22 protein-coding genes are annotated in these 26,447 nt (G+C 59.6%); all 22 read right to left on the reverse strand.

The genetic code is table 11. The features are described 5' to 3' along the window. Positions 1–5: 5 nt before the first annotated feature. On the reverse strand, positions 6–1,199 hold the full coding sequence (locus AC1RCO_RS08260; RefSeq protein ID WP_161467054.1) for a sensor histidine kinase: 1,194 nt from the start codon (positions 1,197–1,199) through the stop codon (positions 6–8). A 128-nt stretch (positions 1,200–1,327) separates the two neighbouring features. Next, positions 1,328–2,803 carry a sigma-54 dependent transcriptional regulator gene (locus AC1RCO_RS08265; protein WP_011059970.1) on the reverse strand — a complete coding sequence of 492 codons (1,476 nt, stop codon included), beginning with the start codon at positions 2,801–2,803 and terminating at the stop codon, positions 1,328–1,330. A gap of 171 nt (positions 2,804–2,974) precedes the next feature. Further along, on the reverse strand, positions 2,975–3,271 hold the full coding sequence (gene fliT / locus AC1RCO_RS08270; protein WP_011059969.1) for a flagellar protein FliT: 297 nt from the start codon (positions 3,269–3,271) through the stop codon (positions 2,975–2,977). Between the two features lie 11 nt (positions 3,272–3,282). Beyond that, positions 3,283–3,678, reverse strand: a complete 396-nt coding sequence (gene fliS, locus AC1RCO_RS08275) for a flagellar export chaperone FliS (protein WP_065363375.1) — start codon at positions 3,676–3,678, stop codon at positions 3,283–3,285. 128 nt (positions 3,679–3,806) lie between these two features. Then, positions 3,807–5,225, reverse strand: a complete 1,419-nt coding sequence (gene fliD / locus AC1RCO_RS08280; RefSeq protein WP_065363374.1) for a flagellar filament capping protein FliD — start codon at positions 5,223–5,225, stop codon at positions 3,807–3,809. Between the two features lie 82 nt (positions 5,226–5,307). Then, a complete protein-coding gene (locus AC1RCO_RS08285) occupies positions 5,308–5,682 on the reverse strand; it encodes a flagellar protein FlaG (RefSeq protein WP_065364691.1) in 375 nt (124 codons plus the stop codon). Between the two features lie 73 nt (positions 5,683–5,755). After that, on the reverse strand, positions 5,756–6,604 hold the full coding sequence (locus tag AC1RCO_RS08290) for a flagellin domain-containing protein (protein ID WP_065363373.1): 849 nt from the start codon (positions 6,602–6,604) through the stop codon (positions 5,756–5,758). Between the two features lie 272 nt (positions 6,605–6,876). Beyond that, positions 6,877–7,803 (reverse strand): ketoacyl-ACP synthase III, encoded by a 927-nt coding sequence (locus AC1RCO_RS08295; RefSeq protein WP_065364690.1) that lies wholly within the window; start codon positions 7,801–7,803, stop codon positions 6,877–6,879. 334 nt (positions 7,804–8,137) lie between these two features. Beyond that, positions 8,138–9,193: an NAD-dependent epimerase/dehydratase family protein gene (locus tag AC1RCO_RS08300; protein ID WP_081305185.1), complete on the reverse strand. Its 1,056-nt coding sequence runs from the start codon at positions 9,191–9,193 to the stop codon at positions 8,138–8,140. 109 nt (positions 9,194–9,302) lie between these two features. Further along, on the reverse strand, positions 9,303–12,797 hold the full coding sequence (locus tag AC1RCO_RS08305; protein ID WP_492617625.1) for a glycosyltransferase: 3,495 nt from the start codon (positions 12,795–12,797) through the stop codon (positions 9,303–9,305). Between the two features lie 81 nt (positions 12,798–12,878). Next, positions 12,879–14,177, reverse strand: a complete 1,299-nt coding sequence (locus AC1RCO_RS08310) for a class I SAM-dependent methyltransferase (RefSeq protein ID WP_492617626.1) — start codon at positions 14,175–14,177, stop codon at positions 12,879–12,881. A 27-nt stretch (positions 14,178–14,204) separates the two neighbouring features. Next, positions 14,205–15,038: an SDR family oxidoreductase gene (locus tag AC1RCO_RS08315; RefSeq protein WP_065363371.1), complete on the reverse strand. Its 834-nt coding sequence runs from the start codon at positions 15,036–15,038 to the stop codon at positions 14,205–14,207. Then, on the reverse strand, positions 15,035–15,787 hold the full coding sequence (locus AC1RCO_RS08320; protein ID WP_065363370.1) for an SDR family NAD(P)-dependent oxidoreductase: 753 nt from the start codon (positions 15,785–15,787) through the stop codon (positions 15,035–15,037). Before AC1RCO_RS08320 ends, AC1RCO_RS08315 begins: the two co-directional genes overlap by 4 nt. Then, positions 15,777–16,610: a sugar phosphate isomerase/epimerase family protein gene (locus tag AC1RCO_RS08325; RefSeq protein ID WP_492617627.1), complete on the reverse strand. Its 834-nt coding sequence runs from the start codon at positions 16,608–16,610 to the stop codon at positions 15,777–15,779. Before AC1RCO_RS08325 ends, AC1RCO_RS08320 begins: the two co-directional genes overlap by 11 nt. Further along, positions 16,610–17,356: an SDR family NAD(P)-dependent oxidoreductase gene (locus tag AC1RCO_RS08330; RefSeq protein ID WP_081305183.1), complete on the reverse strand. Its 747-nt coding sequence runs from the start codon at positions 17,354–17,356 to the stop codon at positions 16,610–16,612. Before AC1RCO_RS08330 ends, AC1RCO_RS08325 begins: the two co-directional genes overlap by 1 nt. A 2-nt stretch (positions 17,357–17,358) precedes the next feature. Then, a complete protein-coding gene (locus AC1RCO_RS08335) occupies positions 17,359–19,161 on the reverse strand; it encodes a thiamine pyrophosphate-binding protein (protein ID WP_073698922.1) in 1,803 nt (600 codons plus the stop codon). A 35-nt stretch (positions 19,162–19,196) separates the two neighbouring features. Further along, on the reverse strand, positions 19,197–21,098 hold the full coding sequence (locus AC1RCO_RS08340; RefSeq protein ID WP_492617628.1) for an N-acetylneuraminate synthase family protein: 1,902 nt from the start codon (positions 21,096–21,098) through the stop codon (positions 19,197–19,199). Further along, positions 21,095–22,462: a GHMP family kinase ATP-binding protein gene (locus AC1RCO_RS08345; protein ID WP_065363365.1), complete on the reverse strand. Its 1,368-nt coding sequence runs from the start codon at positions 22,460–22,462 to the stop codon at positions 21,095–21,097. The genes AC1RCO_RS08340 and AC1RCO_RS08345 overlap by 4 nt, the downstream gene beginning before the upstream one ends. Then, positions 22,459–23,154, reverse strand: coding sequence for a sugar phosphate nucleotidyltransferase (locus AC1RCO_RS08350; protein ID WP_065363364.1), 696 nt, complete (start codon positions 23,152–23,154; stop codon positions 22,459–22,461). Before AC1RCO_RS08350 ends, AC1RCO_RS08345 begins: the two co-directional genes overlap by 4 nt. After that, entirely contained in the window at positions 23,154–24,476 is a 1,323-nt protein-coding gene (gene rfbH, locus AC1RCO_RS08355; RefSeq protein ID WP_065363363.1) for a lipopolysaccharide biosynthesis protein RfbH, read from the reverse strand. Before rfbH ends, AC1RCO_RS08350 begins: the two co-directional genes overlap by 1 nt. Then, positions 24,469–25,542: a CDP-glucose 4,6-dehydratase gene (gene rfbG, locus AC1RCO_RS08360; RefSeq protein WP_065363362.1), complete on the reverse strand. Its 1,074-nt coding sequence runs from the start codon at positions 25,540–25,542 to the stop codon at positions 24,469–24,471. Before rfbG ends, rfbH begins: the two co-directional genes overlap by 8 nt. After that, a complete protein-coding gene (rfbF, locus tag AC1RCO_RS08365) occupies positions 25,524–26,294 on the reverse strand; it encodes a glucose-1-phosphate cytidylyltransferase (RefSeq protein ID WP_065363361.1) in 771 nt (256 codons plus the stop codon). The genes rfbG and rfbF overlap by 19 nt, the downstream gene beginning before the upstream one ends. Between the last annotated feature and the right edge of the window lie 153 nt (positions 26,295–26,447).

A 26,447-nucleotide genomic window follows, 5' to 3' on the forward strand; every position in this document is an offset into this window, starting at 1 on the left:
TACCTTCACTCCACTCCATGCACGCTGGAGAACAGAGGCAGTGTCACCAGCGCACAAGTACCGCGCCCAGGACGCGAGCGCAGCGACAATTCTCCCTGATGAGCACGGGCCACCGCCTTGACCACCGTCAGGCCCAGCCCGGTTCCATTGGCCTTGGTGGTGAAGAACGGCTCTCCCAGGCGCTCCAGGACCGCGGCGTCAATACCACTGCCACTGTCACTGATGCACAGCCGCAAGGTGTCGCCGCGGCTGTACAGGTGCACCTTGAGTCGCGCCGCGCCGGCACTGGCCTGCACCGCGTTCTCGATCAGATTGAGCAAGGCGCCCACCAGAGTGTCGCGATTGCACAACAACTCACCGTGGTGGCTATCGCACTGCCAGCGCACGGCAACGTCCTGCACATGGGTCAGGGCCGCGGCCTGCAACGACTGCAACAGCGACTTGGGCGTCAGGCGATCGGTCAGGGGCAATTCGCCACGGGCGAACACCAGCATGTCGCGCACTTGATGTTCCAGCTCGTGCAAACGCTCCTTGAGCCGCCCGGCAAAGCGCTGATGGGTAGCTACCGGCAGTTCCTGCTCAGTGAGATGGCTGGCGTACAGCAGGGCCGCCGACAACGGCGTACGGATCTGGTGAGCCAGGGAGGCAACCATCTTGCCCAGGGAGGACAGACGCTCATGACGGGCCAACTGGTCTTGCAGATGACGGGTTTCTGTCAAGTCATTGAGCAGCACCAACTGCCCGGGCTCGGCATCCAGCGAGCGCGTGGCAATCGACAGGCGTCGACCGTCGCGCAGGGAAATTTCATGGCCATCGTCTTCGCGAGGGGCAAAGCTGCGGGCGATGATGTTGCGCCACAACTGCCCTTCCAGCGGCAGCCCCAGCAGCTCGCAGGCTGCCGGGTTGGCCTCGGTGACGATGCCATGACCATCAATCACGATGACCCCGCCCGGCAACAGGTCCAGCAGGTTCTGCAGACGATTGGCCAGACGCTCCTTTTCCGCCAGCTCCTGCATGCGCTGGGCGCTGACCACCGCCAACTCGCCCTTGAGCTCGGTCACCCGGGCCTCAAGCATGCTGTAGGAGTCAGTAAGTTGGCTCGACATCTGGTTGAACAAGGCGAAGGCCTGCTCAAGACCTAGCCGGCTTGCCTGCTCTACGGACGACGATTGCCCCTGTGCATCAGGGGCAGGAGACATCTGGGCGGCTTGGGGCATCGTGCACTCTCGCGTGGCTGACCGTCAGTTAAACGGAACGTTGCAAGAGACTTAGCAATACCCGTGCCTAAAAAAAACCACCCAGTTTTCAAAGACTTGAAAAACCGGCGTCAATCATCCGCCTGTTCATCACCTTCACGACGGCTCATACCGTACTTGCGCATCTTCTCCACCAGGGTGGTGCGACGGATACGCAAGCGCTCTGCGGCCCGCGCCACGATGCCATTGGCGTCGTCCAGCGCCTGCTGGATCAGCCCTTGCTCCAGGCTGCCGAGGTAGTCCTTCAGGTCCAGGCCTTCCGGCGGCAGCATGGCCGTGGCGGCGAAGTCTGGCGCGTGACCGTTGATCGCTACGCGCTCTTCCAGATCGCTGCGCAGGCTGTCCACCAACTGCTCGTCTTCGTCATCCACATAGCGGAACTTCTTCGGCAACTCGACGACGCCAATCACACCATAGGGATGCATGATCGCCATGCGTTCCACCAGGTTGGCCAACTCACGAACGTTACCCGGCCAGCCATGCCGGCACAGCGACATGATGGCGGCAGAGTTGAAGCGGATAGAACCGCGCTTCTCGTGCTCCATTCGCGAAATCAGCTCATTCATCAGCAGCGGAATGTCTTCCACTCGCTCACGCAGCGGCGCCATTTCAATGGGGAACACGTTGAGGCGGTAGTACAGATCCTCACGGAAGCTGCCTACCTCGATCATGCTTTCCAGGTTCTTATGGGTGGCAGCGATGATTCGCACATCAACACCCTGGGTCTTGTTGCTGCCCACGCGCTCGAACGTGCGCTCCTGCAGCACCCGCAACAACTTGACCTGCATCGGCAGCGGCATATCGCCGATTTCGTCGAGGAACAGGGTGCCGCCATTAGCCAGCTCGAAACGTCCGGCACGACTGGTGATAGCACCGGTGAACGCGCCCTTTTCATGGCCAAACAGCTCACTTTCCAGCAGCTCTGCCGGAATGGCGCCGCAATTGACCGGCACGAAAGGCGCGTCGCGCCGCTTGGAGTGATAGTGCAGGTTGCGCGCTACCACTTCCTTGCCTGTTCCCGACTCGCCAAGGATCAGCACGCTGGCGTCGGTATCCGCCACCTGCTGCATCATCTGCCGCACATGCTGGATGGCGCGACTGGTGCCTACCAGGCTGCGGAAAAGATTGGGTTCACGGTGACGACCGCGCTCACGGGCCTGATCGTACATTTCACGATAGACCTGGGCCCGGTGCAGGGAGTCCAGCAATTTGCTGTAGCTGGGAGGCATTTCCAGGGTGGAAAGCACACGGCGACGCTGGTCTTCAGGCAGATCAATGGAAGAATTTTCGCCCATCAACAGCACTGGAAGGAACTCATCCCAGGTTGAGAGTGTCTTTAACAGGCCCAGAAGTGCACCAGGAGCATTTACGGTCCCGATGAGGACGCAAATTACTTCGCGACTTGACGACAAAGAGCCGACAGCCTGCTGCCAGTCATGGCTACCGCAGGGTAAATTTTCTTCGCCAAGAAAATTTAAAATCACCGCCAGGTCGCGGCGGCGCACGCTATCGTCATCGATCAGCAGAATTTTGGTTTCACGCCACATGCAATAGCAACTTCCCTAGTCAACTCAATGCCCAGATAAGGGGCAAGCTAGACGCGCTTGTAGGCATTTTCTGCCTTATAGACGCCTGAAATCTGAAAACAGCCACTAGTTAAGTCAAAAAAGCGTGCACAGTCAAATTTATGGCGCGCAGTGTTCGGGATTAACTCAACATCAACCGAACAAATGGTAAACCTTTGCCGCGTTCTGTGCTTGCTGGATCTGCGACATCTCGTCGACTATCGCCTGGCGCTCCCCTGTTGCCACCTCAAGCAGTTGCCGGTAGACCCCCAACAACTCCTCCAGATTGTCGCGCAGTGCCGCCTCGTCGACCTCAGCCTCGCTGAGCACGTCCTCCATGCATGAACGGCACGCCAGGTCCAGCTCGCCAATGGCTTGCCAGTTGCGCTCGGCCAGGGCGCCGACCAGCGCCTCACGGGTTTCTTCAATGCGTTGCAGGACAGCACTCATGGTGTTTCTCCTTAAAACTGCGGACCCGGTGCGGCGATGGCATCCCAGCCCTCTTTGACCGTGCGCAGCAGATCGGCGACCTCATCGAGAATCTTCGGGTCGGTCTTGATATTGGCTTCAGCCAGACGCTTCATCATGTAGGTGTACAGACCGTCAAGATCCCCCAGGGTATCCAGGGATTTTTCCAGGTCCAGGCCCTCACGCAAACCGCCAATGATGCCTATTGCCTTACTGATGAACACACCCTTGTTGGCGATATCCTTGCGCTCGATCGCCCCCTTGGCCTGTGCAATACGATCCAGACCGCCTTCCATCAGCATCTGCACCAGACGGTGGGGACTGGCTTCGGAGGTCTGCGCCTGCGCACCGATCTTCTGGTACTGCCGAAGGGCTAACATCGGATTCATGTAATACCTCTTCAAAACTCAAGGGTTCGTATAAGCAATATATCGACGCAACGTCAAAAAACTTTAGGCCAAATACAAAAGCCCGGAGCGCTGAAAAACGCTGCCGGGCTTTTGGCGCTGAGTGAATATCAGCCTTTTTGCTGTGCGTTCATCGCTTCGAACATTGAGGTGATATTACTAGCGGTAGCCTTCAGCTTGCCCACCAGAGTATCCATGTCGTTGTATTTTTTGGTGAGCACAGCAGTCAGAGACTCCACCCGACGATCCAAGGCCAGTTGATCATTGCTCAGCTTGGTCTTGGTACGAGCCAATGCATCGTTACGGGTATCGAGAATACCCCCAGTCTGAGTGTAAGGAGTGATCGCCTTGGTCATCCGCTCCAGAAGGCCGTTATCACCCGTGAAGAGGTTCTGCACCTCGCCACCCAGCTTCTTGTCGTTCATCGCCTGATCGAACTTGACGGAGTTGAAGTTCAAGTTGCCAGTTTTCTGATCCGTAGTGATACCCAGCTGCGACAGAACAGTCAGGCGATCTCCATTACCGCTCTCAGCCAATGGGCCACGCATCGCCGCCAGAATCGAACGCGGCATGGCATCACCGGTCAGAGCAGCAGCAACAGTTGGCTTGCCATCATCATCCAGAGACGGCTTGGTGTAGGAAGTAATAGCTGTGGAGACCGCGTTGTAAGCATCCACGAACTTCTGGATAGACGCCTTCAGGCCATCATTGTTCGGAGCCACCAGAACCTGGGATTTACCTGGCGCAACCAAGACCATAGACAGACCAGAGACAGTCTTATCCAACTTGTTGGTGGAGCTGGTGATTGCCATACCATCCACAGTGAATTTCGCGTCTTGGGCGAAACCACCTACAACCCCGGAAGAACTAGCGGTGATCGGATCATCTACCGTGCCCTTGGGCATCAGTTTCGTACCATCAGCCTCCAGCCCAGGAATTCCGCTAAGGGTGATATCCGAGCCAGCACCCGTGTTGGAGGAACTCACCACCAGACGGGAACCGAAGCTATCGGTTACCACGTTGGCACTGAAGCCGCTGAACTGATACTTGCTGTTCAGGGCTTTGGCAACAGAATCCAGGGTCGAACCGGCAGGCACATCAAGATTGTAACTCTTGGTACCCTGGGCAATATTCAACACCCCCGCTGGTACAACTGCCGAGGAACCGCCGGAAAACGCTGAAGTGGCGACCTTGGAACCAGTCGCAATTTGAGTGACTTCAATATTATAAACGCCGTTGACCGCCGAGTTATTGGCCGTAACAGCCAAGGTCTTGGGGTCGGACGTAGTCGCAGAAAAACCGGTGAACTGCGGCTGCTCCGGATCGGCCAATGTCTTCATGGTCGACTGAAAGGTCGCCAGCAGCGATTTCAGGGAACCGATAGCAGAGATCGACGCGGTGTTAGCCGTGGTTCCACGGTCAATCTGTCCCTGCTTGGCCGCTTTATCAGCGTTGACCAATGCCTTGACGATAGAACCGGTGTCCAGGCCGGACCCCAGACCTGTACCCGGTAGAATTGGACTCGCCATGTAGAACTCCCTTTAGTGTCTCGCCGGTCTTTTGACCACTACAACGCCCAAAAGAACATAGCAACAAAATTCGTGCCAGCTGTCAGACCTTAGCACTGAACAGCAGACTGCTTGCATCATTCAAACTATTAGCCAGCTTGAGGACTTCTTCGTTGGGGATCTGACGGATCACCTCACCGGAGTCACTGGCAATGACTTTGACGACTACTTTGCCTGAGGGTTCATCAATCGAGAACTCCAGGTTACGCTTGACCGACTGCACAAACTTTTCAATTTCCTGAACGGCCATCTTAAGCTTGTCCTGCTCGCTGGTCGCGTCTTTAGTTTGCTCATCCTTGTCCGCTGCCGCCACCTTCAACGCAGCATCGGCTCGAGGCTTCTCCGCTGCAGGCTCAGCGACTGGCGCCGATAGCTTGGCAGCTGGATAAGACAAGTTCAGCTTAACGCTCATATCCATGTCCATCACCTCTTGAATGGAAAAAGCGAGAGAGCACGACAAGCGCACTCCCCCGCCAAAAAATCACCAGCTATTACTGAAGCAGCTTCAGTACAGCGGATGGCAGTTGGTTGGCCTGAGCCAGAACTGCGGTGGAAGCTTGTTGCAGAGTCTGTTGCTTGGTCAACTGAGCAGTTTCAGCAGCGAAGTCGGTATCTTGTACACGACCCAGTGCAGCACTGGCGTTTTCGTTGATGTTCTGCAGGTTGGAGATGGTGCTGGTCAGACGGTTTTGTGCAGCACCGAGGTCAGCACGGCTGGCGTTGATGGTCTTCAGAGCGCCGTCGATTGCAGTAACAGCGGCCGAGAAGTTGGTTTCAGCAACGGCGCTGTCGGAACCGGCGATGGTGATTGCCGAGCCAACACCCAGGGTGTCGGCGTCGAAGCTGGCGCTCAGAGTCAGAGTGATCTGGTTGGTGCTGCCAGTGTTGGAGCCGACCTGGAAGGTCATGGTGCTGGCAGTACCGTCGAGCAGGTTCTTGCCGTTCAAGTTGGTGCTGCCCGAAATACGGGTCAGCTCAGCACTCATCTGCGAGAACTCTTTGTTCAGAGCATCACGGTCGTCGGAGCTGTTGCTGTCGTTTCGCGACTGAACGGCCAGTTCACGCATACGCTGCAGAATGTTGGTTTGTTCCTGCATCGCGCCTTCAGCGGTCTGGGCGATGGAGATACCATCGTTGGCGTTCTTGATCGCCATGGTCTGACCACGGATCTGCGAAGTCATGCGGGTAGCGATCTGCAGGCCGGCGGCGTCGTCTTTTGCGCTGTTGATTTTCAGGCCGGAAGACAGGCGAGTCATCGAAGTCGACAGAGCGTCGGAAGCCTTGTTCAGGTTTTTCTGAACGCTCAACGATGTGACGTTAGTATTTACGGTTAAAGCCATGACGAATTCCTCGTTGGTTGGGTACTGCGGCTTCCGGCCCTGGCAACCGCCGGGTGTGGCCTAGAGAACCTTCGTAATAGTTATCGTCGCCGTAGCAGGTTGCTTGAGGTTTTTTTTAAAAATATTTACTAGCAGACGGCCACCCCTAATAAAACAAGGGTTTAACCAACAAAAGGCGATAAAAATGGCGCCAGAAAAACCGCCACCCAAAAACCGGGACAAAAAAAACGCCGCCGGCATGACCGGCAGCGCTTCTACATAAGCGTGAAACGTCATTCGCGATGGATGATCGCCGAGCCCCAGGACAAACCGACACCAAAGCCGCTAAGGGCCACACGCTTCCAGGTGGAAGGCAGGACATGCCGCTCCAGCAGCAGCGGAATGCTCGAAGACACGGTATTGCCGGTCTCGACCATATCCTTGATGAACTTCTCCGTCTCGCCCTCGAAGCGCCGGGCCACCGCGTCGACAATCGCCGCGCTGCCCTGGTGGATGCAGAACGCGTCGATCTGGCTTTCCTCCAGACCCGACTCTTCCAGCAGCTCATGCAGGTGCGCCGGCACCTTCAGCAAGGCGAAGTTGAAGACCTGCCGGCCATTCATGAAGAACACCCCGTCGCTGACCTTCAGGTGTGGCGCCCCGGAACCGTCGGTGCCGAACTTGGCCTTGCCCAACTGCCAGGGCGCGCCGTCGGCCATCCAAGTGACGGTGGCCGCATCGCCGAACAGCATGGTGGTGTTGCGGTCTTCGGGATCGACAATCTTAGAGTAGGGGTCGGCGGTCACCAGCAGGCCGTTTTTCAGGCCCGCAGCCTCCATGAAGCCTTTCATGGCGTACAAGCCGTAAACGTACCCGGAACAGCCCAGGGAAATATCGAAAGCGGCCACATGGGTCGGCAGGCCCAGCTTGTCCTGAACAATGGCAGCAGTGTGGGGCAAGCCTTCTTCATCACCGTTCTGGGTCACGACAATCAGCGCATCGATAGAATCACGCTGGAGCTGCGGATTATTGGCGAACAAGGCATTCACCGCCTCCACACAAAGATCAGAGGTTTCCTGCGCAGCCTCTTTGCGCGGCAGGAATGCCGAACCGATCTTGCCAAGGATGAACTCTTCATCCTTGGCGAATTTGGCACCCTGAGCGTAGTTATCCACACCGGCAGTCGGCACGTAACTCGCTATGCTTTTTATGCCAATCATCATGGCTTCCCGATCATAAACTGCGACTAGGTTCACCCCGAAAAGCTCAGGGCGCATCAAAATAGTTGATTTCCGGTGCGGACTTATCGCCCGAACTCAAGAACACAATACAGTGAAGATGCACTTTATGACCTATGCGTCACGCCGTTAAGCCCACGAATACGATTTTTCATACAGGCTGCGCCTCCGGCTCAGTCTGGCAGCCGGATAGCGCACCCTTTCAAAAAGCCCGTACCAGTCAAGATTTCGTCGCGCCGGATTTGATCTTGCAGGGCACAACCGCTTTTAGAAGCGCCCTCCTGATCTGCTGTCGTGACCGGGTGATCGGTACAGCTCAAGAGCTCAGCGGGCGGTCGAGGTTCCAGTCCACCATGCTATCGATAGACTCATCCAGCGAGGTCCAGACATCCAGACCCAATGCTCGCGCCTTCTGGATATCGGGCACGTAGTAAGAAGCCACAGAACTACCTTCCCCTGCCTTCGGCATGATGATGGGGGTTTGCGGTGCTACCCGAGCCACAACTCTGTGGGCCAGTTCGGCGATGCTGAGGCCCTGGTCAGACCCCACGTTGTAGGCATGTCCGCTCTGCCCTCGCACCAGCAGCGTCAACAGCCACGCCGCCAGATCGGCACCGTGCAGATAGCTGCGCACAGACAGGCCAGTCGACTGCATCACCAGCGCTTCCTGACCGATGGCGTCCCTGATGAAGTTGCCGATTGCAAAATGTGCATCCAGAGGAAGCCCTGGTCCCGAGAAGGCAAAGCAGCGTGTCAGGATGCACTCCAACCCATGCCGATCCGCGTACAGCGCCGCCAACGTTTCCTGAGCCCGCTTGGCTTCGGCATAAGCGCTGCTGGCCAGAAGACTGTTGCATGCAGACATATGGGTTTCTGGAACAGGTAGCGAAGAACTGATAGCGCCGTACTGTGCTCCCGTTCCGGTGAACAGAACGCGCTTGGCCCCCGCCCTCACGGCCAGATCAAGTACGTTGCGCGCCCCCTGCAAAATCGTATCGAAGATGCGCAAAGGGTCGGCATGAGCGCCCGCCAAGGTATCGGTGGCAGCATGAATGACCAAGTCGACCGGTCGCAGTTCAGGCACCCGAGGCAACGCCTGAACGTCACCTTTCAACCAGGTTATCCAGCCACACTGATGGTATTGCGGATGCTCTCCGAGAAAACGCTCAGGCGATCGGGACACCGCAGTGACCTCGATGGCCGCGCCTTCCCTGTTCAAAAAGGCAATCAGCGCCAGCAGCCATTTACCAAAAAAACCCGTGCTCCCGGTAATCAGCAAATGCTTGCCGCGCAACTCTCGACAGGCATCCAGGTGTTTGCTGATCCGCTGCAGATCACGCAGCACCACCTGGGAATCCAACGTTACCTTCATGCTTTGTACACCCCTGCCAGCCTGAACGCGGGCATCGTATTAAAGGAGATAGGTCCGCCAGGCTGTTACGTCGCAACAGCCTGCAATAGGTTTACGCAGAGGGCGCGAATCAAGCCGGCAGCCAGATATCGCGCCAGGCTTTCAGGTGCAAGCCGTCGAGCAGCCATTGACTGCGAACGCACTGTTGCAGCGTGTCGCCCAAGCGTTGCGCCGCATCCAGATCCACCATATGGGAGCGAATCGCGTCCATCCAGGGCGCCACCCCATCCTTGACCAGGGTCACCGGCAAATCGCCGCGATGCGGCTCGAGATCGCTGCCGATCACCGGGATGCCCAATGCACCGAACTCCAACAACCGCTCGTGACTGCGGCAACGGTTCAACAAGGTGTTTTGCAGGGGCGCCAGGGCAAAATCGAGATTCAACGAAGCCAGCCTCGCCGCATATCCCGCGTCTACGTCCGTATGGACCTCATGGACAAAAGCACGCAGATGAGTCGGACAATGGCCGATCAGCACCCAATGAACGTCATTGGCCAAGGCTTTTATGACATCGGCAATCAGCTCAAGGTCATCTGGCCGGGCTCCGCGTGCCGACAGGCCTACACGCGGCTTGTCGCCAGCCCGGCGTTTGCTGCTCAAGCCAATCCAGGGGTGCGGATCAAGGCGAGTCTTGAGGATCTGCACATCGGGATTGAAGCCCTCGAAAACATCGGCAAGCATGTCGGAGGAAACCACTAGGCGATCCATGAAACCCAGCCCCTGTCGCAAGGCATCCAGTACCTGCAGACCATGGTTTTCCCTATTGAACCCCGGCATGGGCGTATCGGGCAGATAACGATCCAGCTCATAAACCTTGAAAGCCCGGGAGAAAGCCTTCATCCGGCGCATGGCCTCTATCTGCATGCCATCAACGTGCCGTTGCAGCACAACGCTGTCCGGGGCGAACCGGGCCAACTCGGCTACCGACATCAAGTCGCGAACAACAGCGCCGTCGATCAACCCCTCGTTACGCAAGGCAGTGAACGGCTGAATAAGCCTCGACTGTCCGTCGACGGCGCTTCTCGCAGGATGCGCCAGGATTTTGGGCGCAGAGACACCAGCGATCGAAAGCGGCAACGCCCATGCGTTATCAGCAAGCTTGAAAGCGCCGCCGGTGGCCAGGGACAGGTTCTTGTTGTAGGCCGGATCCTGAGCCAGGACCGCCAGCCAGCGCTGGTACATCAGGTCGTCCTGGTCGGCGCCCGCCGGGGACGCCTGCGTATCGCCGATAAACAACCTGACCCTCGGCGTCCAGACGTTCATATAGCCGGCTTGAGAAAGCTTCAGGCAAAGGTCCGTGGACGCCCAGGATGACATCGTCTCATCGAAGCCGCCTGCTGCAACGAACAGTTCTCGACGCACCATCAAGCACTGCTCAGCCACAGCGGAACAATCTTGATCGACCTGCAATCGCTGCATGTAACCAGGCTCATCGGGCGCATTCAGGAAGGGGTCGCCTACCGCCGCGCCCAACCCCAGCAACAAACCGGCATGACGGATCCTGCCATCGCCGCCAAGCAGCTTGCCCCCCACGCACCCAACTTCAGGGCGCATGGCGTGGTTGAGCAATTGCTGCAGCCAGTCCTTGCCGACCACGCCGATGGTGGAGTCGAGGAACAACAGGTAATCGCCACTGGCTTGGTTGCACGCATGATTACGAATCGCAATCGGCGACGCTTGAGCCTCGTACCTCAATACCTGCAACTGGGCAACGCCCAACTGCTCGATCCCGGACAGCCAATCCACCATCGCCGAATCTTGGTTGCCGCGGTCCAGCAGCAATACTTCGAAATGACTGTACGTCGTATTTTCCAACAGGCTGTCCATGCACAGTTGCGCCTGCGGGAGCTGGCCGTCGAGCAGAATCACAATGCTGACGCGCGGCGTTTGCGCATGGCCGTAATCAATCTGGTAACGGCCAGGCTGAGAGGCATTCACTTGAGCATGCTCATAGCCGCGCTGCTGCAGGTGTTGCACGATGACCCTGCGCTCCTCGGCCATATCCTGTAGAGGCACAGCGTCGCTGATCAACAACGGCTCACTGATATGCCCTAGCCCCTCAACACCCCCGGATTCGATCAGGCGCAAAATGAACTGAAGCTCGAAAGCTTCCTGACAATCATCGGCAAAACCTCCCATCTCTTGCCACGTATCACGCCGCAATAGCCAATGCCGGGAAAAACCTGCGGGGTAGCTGAGCAAGAGATCCAGGTTGAAATCAGGCCGAAGTGCCGCTTCGAAGCTGTTGTGGCCGACCCGAACGACCTCATCCGCGTAAACAGCCCGGTATTCACCCATTTGCGCCAACTGCAACGAGGTCATCAACAGGCCGGCAGCAGTGAACTCCTCTCCCGCGCGAACCACGACCAACCAATCGCACGCGCTTTCACGGACGATCTGGTTAATCGCCTCTACGCAATTGTCGCCTGGCTTGAGGCCATGAGCCCCCGAACGTCCGGGGGTGACGTTGGACACGATCAGCGGAACGGTCGAAACCGCCCCGCCCGCGCAGGCCGCCAAACTGTTCAGCGTTCGGGCTAGCAAATCGTTATGGCCCTGAAGATCGAGAACGACCACACCGATGTTCGGGACATGGCCCTGCGCAACAGCAGAGTCCGCCTGCAGTTGCCGGGCCGTCTGGTCTCGCGCTTCGAGTCGCTTGGCAACACTCCGTTCAAGCTTGGCCTTTCTGGAGGTCGAAGCGGCGTTCTGCGTCGTCTCGATAAACAGATCGAGCGCCTGCCAGAAAGCGACTTCCTGCTTCTCCAGGCTTTCCCTCAACAAGGGCAACGTTTGCCGCGCCCGCTCGATTTCCTGGGGCGAGGTTCCCCAGGCCACACCGTAATTTCCGGTCTCTTCGGAGGAGAAATTCAACGGTGCACCTTTACCCGGAATGACCACGCCTATACACCCACAGAGCGCGGCCTCCGCCGAAAGGGCCGTCGTCGCCGAGGAATAAAAGAATTCGCTGGTCTGGAAGATCTCCACCAGCCCTTCCCAGGTATCCGGGTAACTGCCGGTAATTTCCACCGCGTCGGCGGGCAGGCTGTCTTTATCGATCCCCGATCCCGCGCGCCCCTGGTAGTAGCAGATTTTGCCCGGTATGCGCCGGGCCGGATCCTCAGGCAACGTGAAGACATTCAGGTCGATGGGCTGAAGAAACATCACATGCTCTTCAGGCATGCCCGGTAACAACAACCCCTTGGTGAAGGCGAACATGATGTCGTCTTCACCGTAATTCTTGCCTCCGGCGAGGAACCCGGGCGTATTCAATAGATACCGGACCACGACGTCACCACCTAGCGGATTGCCACTGGTGACTTCCGGGTAAACGACGATCGGCTCCAGACCCTGTTGTTTATGCAAGGCAATCACTTGATTCGTCAGCGGCGGCGTCATCAGTTCCGGATTCAGAACGTTCGCCCCGATATACGCTTCATACCCGGATCGATTCAACACATCGCAGAGCATGTGCATGACCCGGATACCCGCAGAATTTCGTCGGTAGTCCGGCGCAAGAAGATAATAAGGATTTGGCCGTGGAGCATATAACGAACGAATCATGGACACACCCGATGCTGGATATTGCGAAAAAACCATCTTCAAAAAACGCAACGCCCGAACGGATCCGGGCGCTCCACTACATCAATAGAAGTACAGGGTGATGTCGTGAAGAATATCTGCGTAGTGCCGAATGCCTACGCGATAATCCGGCCTAATCGCCGTCACCGTATCGATCAACTTCCAGAAGTCGTCTGCCCGGTGATAGGCACAGACGGCCAATACCGGCTTTTCACGCCGAATAACCGCCGTAGCGCCAAACAGCGCCCTCTCTTCCATGCCCTCGATGTCCAGCTTGAACAGCCCGACCTTGCCAGGCACCAGTTGCTCCAGCGGCACGCCCTGGATGTAAGACGTTATGTTGCCGGGAATCGGCCCGGTCACTTCGCCCGCCAGGTTGCACGACAGCACCGGATCGTACTCGAAACGGCTGTAGTCACTGTCCAGGCCCATGTTGAACAGCAGCACGTGAGGCCGATCCGAAAAGCGCTTCAGAGCCGCGTAGTAGGGAGCCATCTCCGGTTCGAACAGGTAAGCGCGTTCAACCGGACCGAAATGCCGCTCCAGCGACGCCAGGGTGTCGCCATTGAAGGCACCGGCGTCGACAAAGTGACGCGCTTGCTCGGCACTGACAAAGGCGCTGTCGAAGTACTCGTCGGCGAAAGGAGACTTGTGGGCATCGGCCGGCTCGATCGACAGCGACATACGCATCTCGATCAGCCCATTGAATGCCTGCCTGGATTGCTCATCGCCCAGGCGCAGGAAGGCCGACAGGTAGCGCAAGGGGCCAGCCAGGGTGTCATGGGGCAGGTTGGCGAACGTGGATTCCGGGCCATGCGCCGAGTCCGTCGCGTACAGGAACTCATGGAAGTTCACCACCCGAGCGCAACGATCCTTGATTTGCCGGATGATGTCGTTGCTGTAGCGGCCGCTGGCAACCACCACCACCGCGTCGGACAGGTCAATGGCCGTCGGGTGGAACACTTCGATGCCGTCCAGGTGTTGTCCGGCCTTCGCCGGATCGTTGTCCAGCAGGCCAGCCACGGTAATCCCCACGCGTCGCGCGTCGTTGACGACCGACTGGCCGATCCTGTGGGCGCCGAATACGTGGATACCCCTGCTCATCGCGGCCAGCAGGCCGCGCTTGTGCTCGGCCAGGCGGGCCGCCTCGTCATGGCCTTCCAACAGCCGATGCAGCGCGGGAAATTCCGGCAACCGCTCCAGCACCGCCAGGTCTTCCGGCCCGCGCAGCAATACCGCGTCGACCGCCTCCGACAGGGGCGCCTGACTCAGGCGCACGGGGACCGACACCCCGGAGGACAACAGCAGCGTCTGGGTGCTGCCGGCCACCCATTGGCTTGTCGATTGCAATTCAAAATTCATCAGCGTCTCCAGCGTGAGAGTGGGGCGTCACCAGGTGCTGCGCCCACCGTCGACAATAAGGTTGGCACCATTCATGTAACTTGATGCGTCGGAACAGAGGAACGCCAGCGCCCCGCGATACTCATCGACTTGGGCCATGCGCCCCATGGGAATCAACTGGCTGAGCTTGCCCAGGAAAACATCGTTCTGCCCGGCGTATACCCCGCCCGGCGACAAGGCATTGCAGCGCACGCCCTGCTCGCACCAGTATGTGGCCAGGTATTTGGTCAGCCCGATCAGGCCGTGCTTGACCACCGAATAAGTCACCGGCTTGACCGGCTGCTCGTCCGCGGCCTTGCCCTCGACCCGGTACAGCCGCTGATCGGGGGCGATGACACCCAGGTCCGAGGCGATATTGATGATCACGCCAGCGCCCTGCCCGGCCATGTGCGCACCGAAGACCTTGGCGCAATTGAAGGCGCCGCCCAGGCCGACGTCGAGATCCAGGCGCCACTGCTCCCAGGGGAAGTGCTCCAACCGCGAGAACTCCTTGCCATCGTTGCCTTCGACCTTTGGGTTGCGTGCGGCATTGTTGATCAGGATGTCGACCCGGCCATGCCGCTCCAGAACGGTGGCGCAGGCAGCGCTCACACTGTCGACATCGGTGATGTCGACCGTCAGGCACAGCGCCTCGACGCCAAGCTCGTCATGCAACCGCGCACGATTGCTCGCCAGGGCCTCGGGGTTGATATCCAACAGCACCGCAATGCCGCCAAGATCGGCGACCGTTGCCGCATGCTGGTAACCCAGCATGCCGCCGCCGCCAGTGATGACCGCGACCCGGCCGCTCAGGTCGAACAGGTTGGACGTTGCGTTTTTCATGATCTGAGTTGTCCTCCGTCGACCACGTACGTAGCCCCGGTAATGAACGCCGCCAGCGGCGACGCCAGATAGGCTGCCAGCCGTGCGACATCGCCGGGCGTGCCCAGGCACCCCAGGGCCACATCCCTGGTCAGCATTGACTCGACCGCCCCGCGGTCCTGCTTGAGCTTGCGGTCCCAGACCGACCCCTCGAACAGAATGTTTCCCGGGGCGATGCTGTTGATCCGCACGCCCTGGCGCCCGAATGCCCGCGCGCTATTGCGCACATAGCTTTCCAGGGCGGCCTTGGCGGCAGCGTATGGCACGGGGCAGCCGAGCGCCTCGATACCGCAGATGGAAGAGATGCAGATGACGTTTCCCTTGCTGGCCGCCAATGCATCGGTGGCCGCCCATACGGCGTTGGTCGTCGAGTGCAGGTTGATGTCCAGCACGCGCTGCCATTCGCTCGGATGCTCCTGGCCGGGCGGCACGGAAGCGCCGCTGCCGACATTGCACACCAGGATGTCAAGCCGACCGTGAACAGCCATGACTTCGGCGATCAGCGCCTGGCAGGCTGACGGCTCACGCACGTCGGCAAGCACCGATTGCGCGCCAGGCAGCTGGGCCTGTGCCGCACGCAGGCGCTCTGGGTCACGGCCATTGAGCACCACCTGGCAACCCTCTTCGGCCAGCTGGCCGGCAATGGCCAGCCCGATGCCCGAAGAGGAACCGGTGACCAGGGCCACCTTGCCGCCAAGCTCAAGATTCATGGGTGTTCCACCAAGCCTGGGTCATGTCGCGGTAGCGAGCGATAGCCCCCGCATGGTCGCCGTCGTCGGCACGCGCGGTCTGCAAGATGAAATGGCCGGTATAGCCGGTCCTGTGCAGTGCCGCAAACACCTGCTCGAAGTCGGCGTTGCCGGTCCCCAGGGGCACGGTAGTGCCGGCTAGAACCCGATCTTTGACATGCACGTTGTCGATCCGCGCCCCATAAGCGGCGATTTCTTCCGTCGCGCAATAGCCCAAGGCGGCGCTGTTGCCGATGTCGTAGTTGATACCGAAGGCATCGGCGGGAAAACGGGCGATGAAACGCGCCAGGCGCTCGGCGGAGAAATCGGACTCGAACACGATCTTCAAGCCGCCCTCGACCAAGCGTTCGCGCAGCGGTAGCAGGCCTTCGAGCAAGGCCGCTTCCTCTTCAGGGCTGGTCAGCGAGCCGTTATCGACCAGCGGGATCAGCACATAGACGATGCCGACGCTCTGGGCGGCATCCAGAATCGCCTCCAGGTCCTGTAGCAGGCTGGCACGCTCCGCACCCTGGGCCTTGTAGAAAGGCGCCTGCATAAAGCAATCGCCGGTCAGCGAAAAGACCCGCACCCCATGGGCCTGGCTCAACTGGTTGATGCGCTGGCGTCCGGCCTCGGTCATCAGCGGGTTTTCGTACAACCGCTCCTGATCCAGGGTCCACTCCATCAAGCGCACGCCGAGGCCTTGTGCGACCTCGAACTCCGAGGCCCAGTCGCCCCAGGGAAACGCCTGGATCTTTCCATCCACCCGCTCGCACAGGCGCCCTTGCATAAAGCCGATTTCCATCACAACCCCTTGGCCGACCAGCCGCCGTCGACATGCAGATCGGTGCCCGTGACATAGCTGCTGGCGGGCGAGGCGAGAAACACCGCCGCGCCTGCCAGCTCCTCGACGCGGCCCCAGCGTCCGAGCATCGTGCGCCCGGCGCGAGCCGCGTTCAGCTCCGGATCGCTGTAGCTACCGTGAGTCATCGCCGTATGCACATAGCCCGGTACGATGTTGTTCACCCGGATGCCCTGGCCGCCCAGGTCGAGCGCCAATGCGCGGGTCATCGCCGCCAGCCCGCCCTTGGACGCGACATAACCGGGGTTGCCGGGAAAACCCAGCCCGGCGCCAATGCTGGTGACGTTGATAATCGACCCACGCCCGTTGCGCTGCATGTGAGGCACGGCCGCGAGGCAGCAGGCGTAGGCCGCCGTCAGGTTCAATTCCAGGGTGCGCTGGAAGCTGACCATCGGATCGGCATCCGTGTTGCCCGGCAAGGTAATGCCCGCGGCATTCACCAGAATGTCGAAACGACCATGGCGCTCGGCGATTTCGGCCAACAGCGCCTTCACCTCGACGGCCTCGCGCGCGTCGCACTGTCGATACTGGAAGGCGCCAGGCGCCTCCATCTCAGCCGAGCGACCAATGCCGTAGACGATGGCACCGGCCTCGCCCAGGCCGTTGGCAATGGCCGCGCCGATCCCGCGAGATGCGCCGGTCACCAGGGCGACCTGGCCATCGAGCCGGAATCTATCGAGTACATTCATGCTCATGCTCCTTGCGCGTCCAGGGGCCAGTTCTGGGCGAATTCTTCACGCGAAAGGAAGGGATACAGATCCTCCAGGGCACCCGATTCAGGCTTGCCCTGGGCGTTGATACGGGTCATCACCCGCGGGATGCGCGGCTCTTCAACCTGGACCATCACCTCACAGACCACCGGGCCTTCGCGGTCGAGCACTTCGCGCAGGCGGGCGTCGAGGTTGGCGTGCCCCTCGATCAAGGCATAACCCACGCCATAGGCCTCGGCCAGCTGACGCAAGTTCGGCAGTTGCAAGCCACTTTCGGCGTCGGCACCCACCAGCAACTTGAAGTGCGCGCTCTGCGAGGTGCGAATGGACGCGTAGCCCTGATTGTTGACCACAAAGCATTTGACCGGCAGGCGCTGCGCGGCCAGGGTCGCCAGCTCCTGCACGTTCATTTGCAGGCCGCCGTCGCCTTCCACACAGATCGTCTGCCGACGGCCCGAGGCCAGGCAAGCGCCGATGGCCGATGGCACACCGAAGCCCATGGAGCCAGTCCCGCGGTTATGGAAGCAGCGCTGGTGTTTCTTCATCCGCAGGCTCAGCAGGAACAGCTCTGCGGCGAACCCCGAACTGCAAGGCGCGATCACATCGCCCTCGCCTAGCAACTCGGACAGCCGATCGGTGAAGTGGTACATGCTCACACCCTGGCTGTCGTCGGCGTGCTCGGGCTGCAGCAGCGGATAACGTTGGCGCCATTGGGCGATCTGCGCGAGCCACGCCGAATAGTCCGGGAGAGGCTCGGCGGCGACACCAGCGACCAATGCCTCGATGAACGGCTTGACGTCCGCCACCACCGGCACCTCGATCGGCATCTGCAGCTTGGCAATTTCCGCCGCGTCGATGTCAACCACCACTTTCTTGGCGAAGGGGGCGAAATGTGCATGGTTGTAAGCGGTCAACGCCATGTCCAGGCGCGAGCCCAGCACAATCAGCAGGTCGCAATTCTGCAGAGTGAAGTTGGCCCAGCGCGGCGCGATCGAACCCGGGCGTCCGCCGTAGAGCGGGTGCTCGTCTTCAATCACATCCATGGCCAGCCACGTCGGCATGATCGGCACACCTGCGCTTTCGACCAGCGCATTGAAGGCATCGATGGCCCCGGCCATGCGAATACCGCTACCGGCGATGATGCCTGGACGCTTGGCGGTCTTGAGCAGTTCCAGGGTACGGGCGACTGCCGCGCTGATGTCAGGCGCGGCGACGGGCGCGGGCAGTGTTGCCCGACGCAACGCCTGGGGATCGACTTGCGCGGCTTGCACGTCAAGGGGCACATCCAGCCAGACCGGCCCGCGACGACCGTTGAACGCGGCGTACTCCAGCTCGTCGAAAACCTCGGCGACCGCTTCAGGATCGGTGAGCGTCACCGCCCGCTTGGTGATCGAGGAGACCATGGACACGATATCGGCCTCCTGCACGCCCAGCATGCGCAAGCCGGTACCGGCCTTCAGGTCGGCAGTTTTGACTTGCCCGGAAATGAAGAACACCGGGGTGGAGTCCAGCCACGCGCCAAGGGTGGCCGTAACGGCGTTGGTCGCACCCGGCCCGCAGGTCGTCATGCAGGCACTCGCGCCACCGGTCAACTTGCCAGCGGCCTCGGCGGCGATTCCGCATGCCTGCTCCTGAAGGCAAAGGATAGGCTCCAGGTCGGGATGGCGTCCCAGCGCGTCATTCAAATGCATGGCGCCACCGCCCGGCAGGAAGAACACCTGCTTGATGCCCAGCTCCGCCAGCCGATTCATGATGTAATCAGCTACGCGTATTGTGTTACTCATCGTTGAAACTCCATCCCGTTCGCGGAGCACTCGGCTCAATTCAATGTGTTGAGAAACTCCAGCGCCGACCAGAAACCGGCGCCATGATCCTTATGCCCCTGCCAGACCTCAGGGATGAAACTCACGGCTGGATACCACTTGAGCTGAGCCCAGGTTGCCGGCCAGTCCACATCGCCGGTGCCCATGATCACGCCCTCGCCATTGGCCCCTTTGGCATCCGCCACATGCAAGTGCGCCGAATGCGGCAGCAGCAGCGCCAGCGCGGACTGGAAGTCCAGGCCGAAGTGGAAGCAGGCCATCTGCAAATGCGACAGGTCGAGGCACAGGCGCAGGCCAAGGACCTTGGCCTGCTCGGCCAGCTCGTCGGGCATCATGAAAATGTTCTGGTGGCGCTGCCCGCCAAAGTGCCAGGGGAACGGCGCCATGTTCTGCGGAATCAGTTCGGTGCGACCGAAGTCCACCTGAGCACAGGATTCCTGGAAACGCCGGTACAGTTCGGCCCGATGAGCGATGGGAAACGGCTCATCTGCGGAGAACCCGCCGATGTTGGCAACGATCAGCAGCGAGTCGGCATTGGGGAAGTACTCGGCAATCTGCAAGGTGGCATCCACTACCCGCTGCAGATTGACGATCGAACGCTGGCGATATTCCAGGTCATCGGCCACCAGGTCCAGCAGTTCACTGTTCTCGAACAGCTCCGGGGCATGCACCACCAAGCGCGAGCACTCCACCTGACGCAAGTACGCCTGTGGCGCCACGCTCAAGTCGCGGTAGGACAGGTGGAACTCGAACAGGTCCGGCTTGATCCACTGCTCATACTGCAGAAAGTCGTGATAACGAACCGGCACGCCCCAGAGGATGGGCATGGAGAACTCTCGGCGAACTTCGGCCTGCTCGGTCAGATCGCTGTCGAAAAGAAAGTCGCCCTGGGCGATGCTCCGCCCGGCCGGCCTGCCCAGCAGGTCGATCAATCGGTATGGCGCCAGGCCCTGACCCGGGCTGGCTACTCGCAACATGTCCTGGGTGAAGGTTTCCCCGGAAGCGATGGCCCGCGCAGCGATCACGCTCTTGCCGAGGTTCTCGCGATTGAGCAACTCACCCTGGCTGGCATGGCGGCCTGGACCGGTCCATGGCAACGCCTTCTCCAACTGCCGGATCCCCTCCACCAATTGGCGGAACTCCTGGGGTTCAAGGCTGGCCAGATGATCCGGGCCTTCCATGCCACGATCTAGAGTGATGTGCCGCTCGATCAGCTTGGCCCCCAGAGCGACTGCTGCGATGCTGATGGCCGTCCCGCGCTCGTGGCCGGAATACCCGATCAGCCCGTGCAGTTCGCGCAGACGGGCCAGGTAGCCGAGCTGAATATCGCTCTCGGGAGCCGGATAGGTACTGTTGCAATGCAGCAAGGCGAAGGGCACGCCCAAGCCACGTAACTGCATGATGGCGCGCTCGATCTCATGCTCCAGGGACATCCCGGTGGAGAGAATCAGCGGCTTGCCCAGGGTCGCGGCCTTGGCGATCAGGTACGGATTGCACAGATCGGCGGAGGCGATCTTCAATGCCGGAACATCGAAACCGGCCAACACATCGACACTGGGTTCATCCCAGGGGGTGCAGATGTAACTGATACCTTTTTCCGCACAGTAGGCGCGGATCTGTCGATGCTCGTCCACATTCAGTTCGACCTTATCCAGCAAGTCCTGGATGTATTCCACCCCCAGGTCCTCGGCTCTTGAACCGTCAGCCTTGCGCCGGTAAAGCGCCTCGCGATTGCGCAGCTGGAACTTCACACAGTCGGCGCCGGCCTTGATCGAGGCATCCACCAATTGCTTGGCCAGTGCCAGGGAACCGTTGTGGTTGTTGCCCACTTCGGCAATCACAAAGGTCCGGTCGCCACCGATGACCATGCCATCGATGCTGAAAACTTGCTCATTCATTGAATTTTGGTCCGCCAGGAAGTGACACCGTTGGATTCGAATCGGAAATCAGTGGTGCGACAGCCCAGCTCGCGGACCTTTTCAACGACCGCATGCCGATGCTGGGGCTGTACATAGAACAGGAAGAACCCGCCGCCTCCGGCCCCCAGCAGTTTCCCGCCCAAGGCACCGGCGCTTAGCGCGCATTCATAGATCTGATCGAGGACGCCATCACTGACGGCCCGGGAAAATTGTCGCTTGAGCATCCAGCCTTGATGCAGGCTGCGGCCGAAATCCAGCAACTCGCCGCGAATCAGGTGGTGATGCATTTGCCGGCACAGCGATACGCTCTCGGTCAGCAGCAACCCTTGGGCCTGCTTGCTTTCCATTTCTTCACGCTGCTGTACATGCAGCTTGCCGGAGTCGTGGGAAATCCGCGTATCACAGAGCACCAGGCACTCTTCAAGCTCGTTGCAGATCGAATCGTCAAGGCGAATCGGGTGCACCAGGTTGCGCCCCTCCTTGAACTCGATCAGGTTGAAACCGCCAAAGGCTGAGGCGTACTGATCCTGCCAGCCACCGGCAATACCAAAGCACAGACGCTCGGACTGAAAAGCCAGTTCGGCAACTTCATAGGTGCTCCAGCGATCGCGGCGCAGCTCGTTGAAGGCAGCGATCACTGCCGTCGCCACTGCCGAAGAGCCCCCCAGGCCTGAGCCCACTGGAAAATCAGAACGCACATGCAAGTCCAAGCCATAGCTGGGCTTGATCACCGACACAATGGTCGCCAGCAACCCCTTGCCGGCATGGGCCTGCAACGCGTCCACCGACTCGTATTGCTCTTCGGTATCCAGATCTTCGGAGAAAATCCGGATGACCTCATCCGTACGCGGAATGAGGGTAGCGTGGGAATAAAGACCCACCGTGCAACTGAGCACCGCCGCCGGGTTTTCAACAAAGTAGTAAGTAAGGTCCGAGCCGCCACCACTGAAGCTCATACGCACCGGGGCTCGCGCCCTGGCCAGCACCGGCACCTCCTGGTTGGCGGCCAGCAACGCCGGAGTGACCACGTCCACCAGCAGCCCCTGAGCATCCACCACCGGAATTGCGTTGTAGCTGAGGTCGAAGATCTTGAGCATTTCCTCCCGAGCAGCACCCACCTTTACCGATCGGTATTGAGTGTTCATGCACTCGGTGACCGGCACGGTAGTGGCGCCGCCCTGCAACAGATAACGGCGCAAGTCACCGTTTGTCAGCACGCCAACCAGGCGGTAGCCGTTATCGACCACAAAGACAATCTGCAAGTCCCCCGACTCGATGCACTCGACGGCCTCGAGGATGGTCTGGTGGGTATAGATCGTCTGGGTTTTAACCAATTGGCTCATGGTTTCCCGACCTCTTGCACACGCGACTTGAAAGCACTCAACGCGTCGGGTGTTCCAATATCAATGAATGGCCCGCTGTACTGGATCACTTGCAACCGTTGCAGCTCGATCAGTTGCGGCAGGATCAACTGCTCCATGGAACAGGCCTGCCGCTCAAACTCACTCAGGGCGTTGGCGGAGAAACCGTACACTCCCGCATTCACTAGGCCTGGCCCGGACACGCCCTTCTCATTCAGGGCCAGCAGGCGCAGATCCTGCGTGCAGGCGAGGCTGCCATAGCGCGTACGGTCCTCGACCATCACTCCAAGTACACAGTCCGTTGCCGAACCAAGGGCCAGGCGGTAAGCCTGCTGATCAAGGTACGTATCGGCGTTGAGCACCAGATAGCGCTCCTCAGCCCGCACCTCGTGCAGCGCATGCAATATTGCACCTCCCGTACCCATGGGTTGCTCTTCGACCACCAACTGCAACTTCAGACCACTCTGCGCCGCAAGTGCCGGCAACAGCTCGTCCAACTGATCTGCACGGTAATGGGCGCACAATACGGCTTCGCTGAGCCCGGCCAGCTTCAACTGTTGCAGTACCAGCTCCAGAAATGGCCGGCCGTGCACATCGACCACGGCCTTTTGCGATCCTTGCAGTACGCTGCTAAGACGTGTGCCAAAGCCGCCACAGAGGATATAGGCACGCATCAGCGATCCAGCCCGAAGAAGTGTTCGAGACAGCGTGCCGCATGCGCCAGATGTTCCTCGCCCAGGCCCGGCCAGACGCCGATCCAGAAAGTGTCGTTCATGACCTTGTCGGTCACGGTCAGCTCGCCGCTGACGCGAAAGTTGCGCCCGAGCATGTAGGGTTGGCGTACCAAGTTACCGGCGAACAGCAACCGCGTGCCGACGTTCTGGCTATCCAGATACTGCAACAGTTCGACCCGTTTGATCCCGCAACCATCGCGCAAGGTCAGTGGAAAACCGAACCAGGACGGATCGCTATCAGCGGTAGCCTCGGGCAGGATCAGGAAGTCGGTACAGCTGGCCAAACGTTCGCGCAGCCACTGGAAATTGCGTTTGCGCGCCTTGGTGAAATCATCCACCCGATCCATCTGCGCCAAGGCGCAGGCAGCCTGCATATCAGTGATCTTGAGGTTGTAGCCCAGGTGCGAGTAGGTGTATTTGTGGTCGTATCCCTCTGGCAACTCTCCCATCTGCTTGCAGAAACGCTGCTTGCAGGTGTTGTCCTGGCCGGGTGCGCAATAGCAATCACGCCCCCAGTCGCGGAAGGACTCCATGATCCGCTTGAGCAACGGATTGTTGGTGAACACCGCCCCGCCCTCGCCCATGGTGATGTGGTGCGCCGGGTAGAAGCTCAGTGTTCCGATATCACCAAAGGTGCCCACCAACTGCCCTTTGTAGGTTGAACCCAGGGCATCGCAGCAGTCTTCGATCAGCCACAGCTTGTACTTGTCGCACAGGGCTCGAACCACACTCAGGTCATAGGGATTGCCCAAAGTGTGGGCGAGCATGATGGCCTTGGTCTTGGGGCTGATGGCCGCCTCGATCTTGGCTGGATCGATGTTGTAGGTGGCCAGTTCGACGTCGACGAATACCGGCACTGCACCGAATTGCAGGATCGGGTTGACTGTGGTGGGGAAACCCGCAGCGACCCCGATCACTTCGTCACCCGGCTTTATCGCGCGGTCGCCCAGGCGCGGCGAGGTCAACGCCGAAAAGGCCAGCAGGTTCGCTGACGAGCCTGAGTTGGTGGTCAGTACACAACGCCGACCGAGGTACTTGGCCAAGCGTTTCTCAAAGGCATCGTTGAAGCGCCCGGTGGTCAGCCAGCCATCCAGTACCGCTTCGGTCATCGACTGCAACTCGCCGGCACCGATCACCTTGCCCGCAGGCGGCACGGCGCTCTGGCCAGCCACGAACACTTGTGGAGCCATCTGCAACTGCGCATAACGCCCAACCAACTCGACAATTTGTTGGCGTAACTGCTGCGAAGTACTTTCACTCATGGGTATCGCCTTGATAGTCCGCGATCTGCTTGCGGGTAAAGGTGTGCATGTCTTCGCCATGTTGCCAGGCGAGGTTCCAGGCCAGGGTCTGCTCCAATGTGGTTGCCAGAGACCAGCGCGGGGTCCAGCCCAGTTCCGTTTGCGCCTTGTTCGAGTCCAGCGCCAGCAGGCTGGCTTCATGGGGTTGAGCCCCCGGCTCGATAGCCCAGCGCACAGGTGTGGGCCACAACTCGGCGAGCTGGCTGACAATGCTCTGGACCGTGGCCACATTGTGGCTATCAGGACCAAAGTTCCAGGCACCGGCATACTGCTCGCCGTTTTCGAACAAAGCCTTGGCCAGCATCAAATAACCCTTCAGTGGTTCAAGAGCGTGCTGCCAGGGACGAGTGGCCTGGGGATAGCGCAAGACCACTTCTTCGTTGTGCTGCCAAGCACGAAAAATATCCGGCACCAGGCGGTCCGGCGACCAGTCGCCACCGCCCACGACATTGCCCGCCCGGGCCGTGGCCAGGGCCGCTCCCGAAGCCTGCAGGAAGGAGTCGCGATAGGAGGCGCAGAGCAGCTCCACGCAGGCCTTGCTATTGCTGTAGGGGTCGAAACCGCCAAGGGCGTCGTACTCGCGATAGGGCAGCACCCATTCACGGTTTTCGTAACACTTATCAGTGGTGACCACGACCACCGCGCGCACCCCAGGGCACTGGCGTACTGCTTCCAACAAGTTGACCGTGCCCATGACGTTGACGGCGTAGGTGTCCACCGGAGCACGGTAGGACTCACGGACCAGAGGTTGCGCCGCCAAGTGAAACACCACGTCCGGAGCAAAGGCCTGTACCGCCCGGGTGACGGTGGCCAGATCGCGGATATCTGCCAGGTCGCCAGCGATCAGGCGATCCAACCCCGCGTCCTGCCATAACGATGGCGTGGTCACCGCGGGCAAGGCATAACCCTGCACCTGCGCACCCAGCTCACGCAACCAAAGCGCCAGCCAGCCGCCCTTGAAGCCTGTATGCCCGGTAAGGAAGACCTTCTTGCCCGACCAGAACCCTTTCAACTCCAGAGTTTCCATTCAGCCTGCCCACCGCTCCAACGCTCTTCCAACAGAACTCGGTCGCGCAGGGTGTCCATCGGCTGCCAGAAACCACGATGCAGATAGCTCATCAACTGCCCCTCACGGGCCAGGTTGCGCATGGGTTCGTATTCCCAAGTGGTTGAATAGTCTTCGATGTAATCAAGCGCACCCGGCTCCAGGACGAAGAATCCGCCATTGATCCACCCCCCATCGCCCTGAGGCTTTTCCTGAAAACCACGTACGCAGGAGCCTTCCAGCTCCATGGCGCCGAAGCGACCTGGAGGCTGAACAGTGGTCACAGTGGCAAGTTTGCCGTGCTGGCGGTGGAAGGCGATCAGTTCGGGAATATTTACGTTCGAAACACCATCGCCATAGGTGAAGCAGAAGCTCTCTCCCCCGAGGTAGTCGCGTACCCGCTTCAAGCGTCCGCCGGTGCCGGTAGTTTCTCCAGTGTCTACCAGAGTCACACGCCAGGGTTCAGCATGGCGCTGGTGTATATGCATGCTGTTTTCCGCCATGTCGAAGGTCACATCCGACATGTGCAGAAAGTAGTTGGCGAAGTACTCCTTGATGATGTACCCCTTGTAGCCCAGGCAGACCACAAAGTCGTTGATGCCGTAGTGAGAGTAGATTTTCATGATGTGCCAGATGATTGGCTTGCCACCAATCTCGATCATCGGCTTGGGCTTGAGGTGGGATTCCTCACTGATGCGAGTTCCTAATCCCCCCGCCAGAATTACTGCCTTCATGTGCGTCTCTCAAATGTGAACAGCATCGTCTTCAATGGCCTGCTACCCCCTCAACCTGTACGCCAATAATACGGCGTCTGTGCGATTTACCGGGGGCGCAGGCACTGGAAAGCAATATTGGTGCCATCGAAAAAACGCCTGAAAAACCCAACT

The sequence above is a fragment of the Pseudomonas sp. GW823-FHT03E05 genome, from assembly GCF_058796855.1.

What these genes read in the sequence shown, in the direction of transcription:
- fliT (WP_011059969.1), bottom strand. Translation starts at nt 3,271, where the DNA reads ATGAGTGCTGTCCTGCAACGCATTGAAGAAACCCGTGAGGCGCTGGTC.
- fliD (WP_065363374.1), bottom strand. Translation starts at nt 5,225, where the DNA reads ATGGCGAGTCCAATTCTACCGGGTACAGGTCTGGGGTCCGGCCTGGAC.
- AC1RCO_RS08295 (WP_065364690.1), bottom strand. Translation starts at nt 7,803, where the DNA reads ATGATTGGCATAAAAAGCATAGCGAGTTACGTGCCGACTGCCGGTGTG.
- AC1RCO_RS08260 (WP_161467054.1), bottom strand. Translation starts at nt 1,199, where the DNA reads ATGTCTCCTGCCCCTGATGCACAGGGGCAATCGTCGTCCGTAGAGCAG.
- AC1RCO_RS08305 (WP_492617625.1), bottom strand. Translation starts at nt 12,797, where the DNA reads ATGATTCGTTCGTTATATGCTCCACGGCCAAATCCTTATTATCTTCTT.
- AC1RCO_RS08285 (WP_065364691.1), bottom strand. Translation starts at nt 5,682, where the DNA reads ATGGATATGAGCGTTAAGCTGAACTTGTCTTATCCAGCTGCCAAGCTA.
- rfbG (WP_065363362.1), bottom strand. Translation starts at nt 25,542, where the DNA reads ATGGAAACTCTGGAGTTGAAAGGGTTCTGGTCGGGCAAGAAGGTCTTC.
- AC1RCO_RS08345 (WP_065363365.1), bottom strand. Translation starts at nt 22,462, where the DNA reads ATGAGCCAATTGGTTAAAACCCAGACGATCTATACCCACCAGACCATC.
- AC1RCO_RS08335 (WP_073698922.1), bottom strand. Translation starts at nt 19,161, where the DNA reads ATGAGTAACACAATACGCGTAGCTGATTACATCATGAATCGGCTGGCG.
- rfbF (WP_065363361.1), bottom strand. Translation starts at nt 26,294, where the DNA reads ATGAAGGCAGTAATTCTGGCGGGGGGATTAGGAACTCGCATCAGTGAG.
- AC1RCO_RS08300 (WP_081305185.1), bottom strand. Translation starts at nt 9,193, where the DNA reads ATGAAGGTAACGTTGGATTCCCAGGTGGTGCTGCGTGATCTGCAGCGG.
- AC1RCO_RS08340 (WP_492617628.1), bottom strand. Translation starts at nt 21,098, where the DNA reads ATGAATGAGCAAGTTTTCAGCATCGATGGCATGGTCATCGGTGGCGAC.
- fliS (WP_065363375.1), bottom strand. Translation starts at nt 3,678, where the DNA reads ATGAATCCGATGTTAGCCCTTCGGCAGTACCAGAAGATCGGTGCGCAG.
- rfbH (WP_065363363.1), bottom strand. Translation starts at nt 24,476, where the DNA reads ATGAGTGAAAGTACTTCGCAGCAGTTACGCCAACAAATTGTCGAGTTG.
- AC1RCO_RS08350 (WP_065363364.1), bottom strand. Translation starts at nt 23,154, where the DNA reads ATGCGTGCCTATATCCTCTGTGGCGGCTTTGGCACACGTCTTAGCAGC.
- AC1RCO_RS08315 (WP_065363371.1), bottom strand. Translation starts at nt 15,038, where the DNA reads ATGAAAAACGCAACGTCCAACCTGTTCGACCTGAGCGGCCGGGTCGCG.
- AC1RCO_RS08290 (WP_065363373.1), bottom strand. Translation starts at nt 6,604, where the DNA reads ATGGCTTTAACCGTAAATACTAACGTCACATCGTTGAGCGTTCAGAAA.
- AC1RCO_RS08320 (WP_065363370.1), bottom strand. Translation starts at nt 15,787, where the DNA reads ATGAATCTTGAGCTTGGCGGCAAGGTGGCCCTGGTCACCGGTTCCTCT.
- AC1RCO_RS08325 (WP_492617627.1), bottom strand. Translation starts at nt 16,610, where the DNA reads ATGGAAATCGGCTTTATGCAAGGGCGCCTGTGCGAGCGGGTGGATGGA.
- AC1RCO_RS08330 (WP_081305183.1), bottom strand. Translation starts at nt 17,356, where the DNA reads ATGAATGTACTCGATAGATTCCGGCTCGATGGCCAGGTCGCCCTGGTG.
- AC1RCO_RS08265 (WP_011059970.1), bottom strand. Translation starts at nt 2,803, where the DNA reads ATGTGGCGTGAAACCAAAATTCTGCTGATCGATGACGATAGCGTGCGC.
- AC1RCO_RS08310 (WP_492617626.1), bottom strand. Translation starts at nt 14,177, where the DNA reads ATGAATTTTGAATTGCAATCGACAAGCCAATGGGTGGCCGGCAGCACC.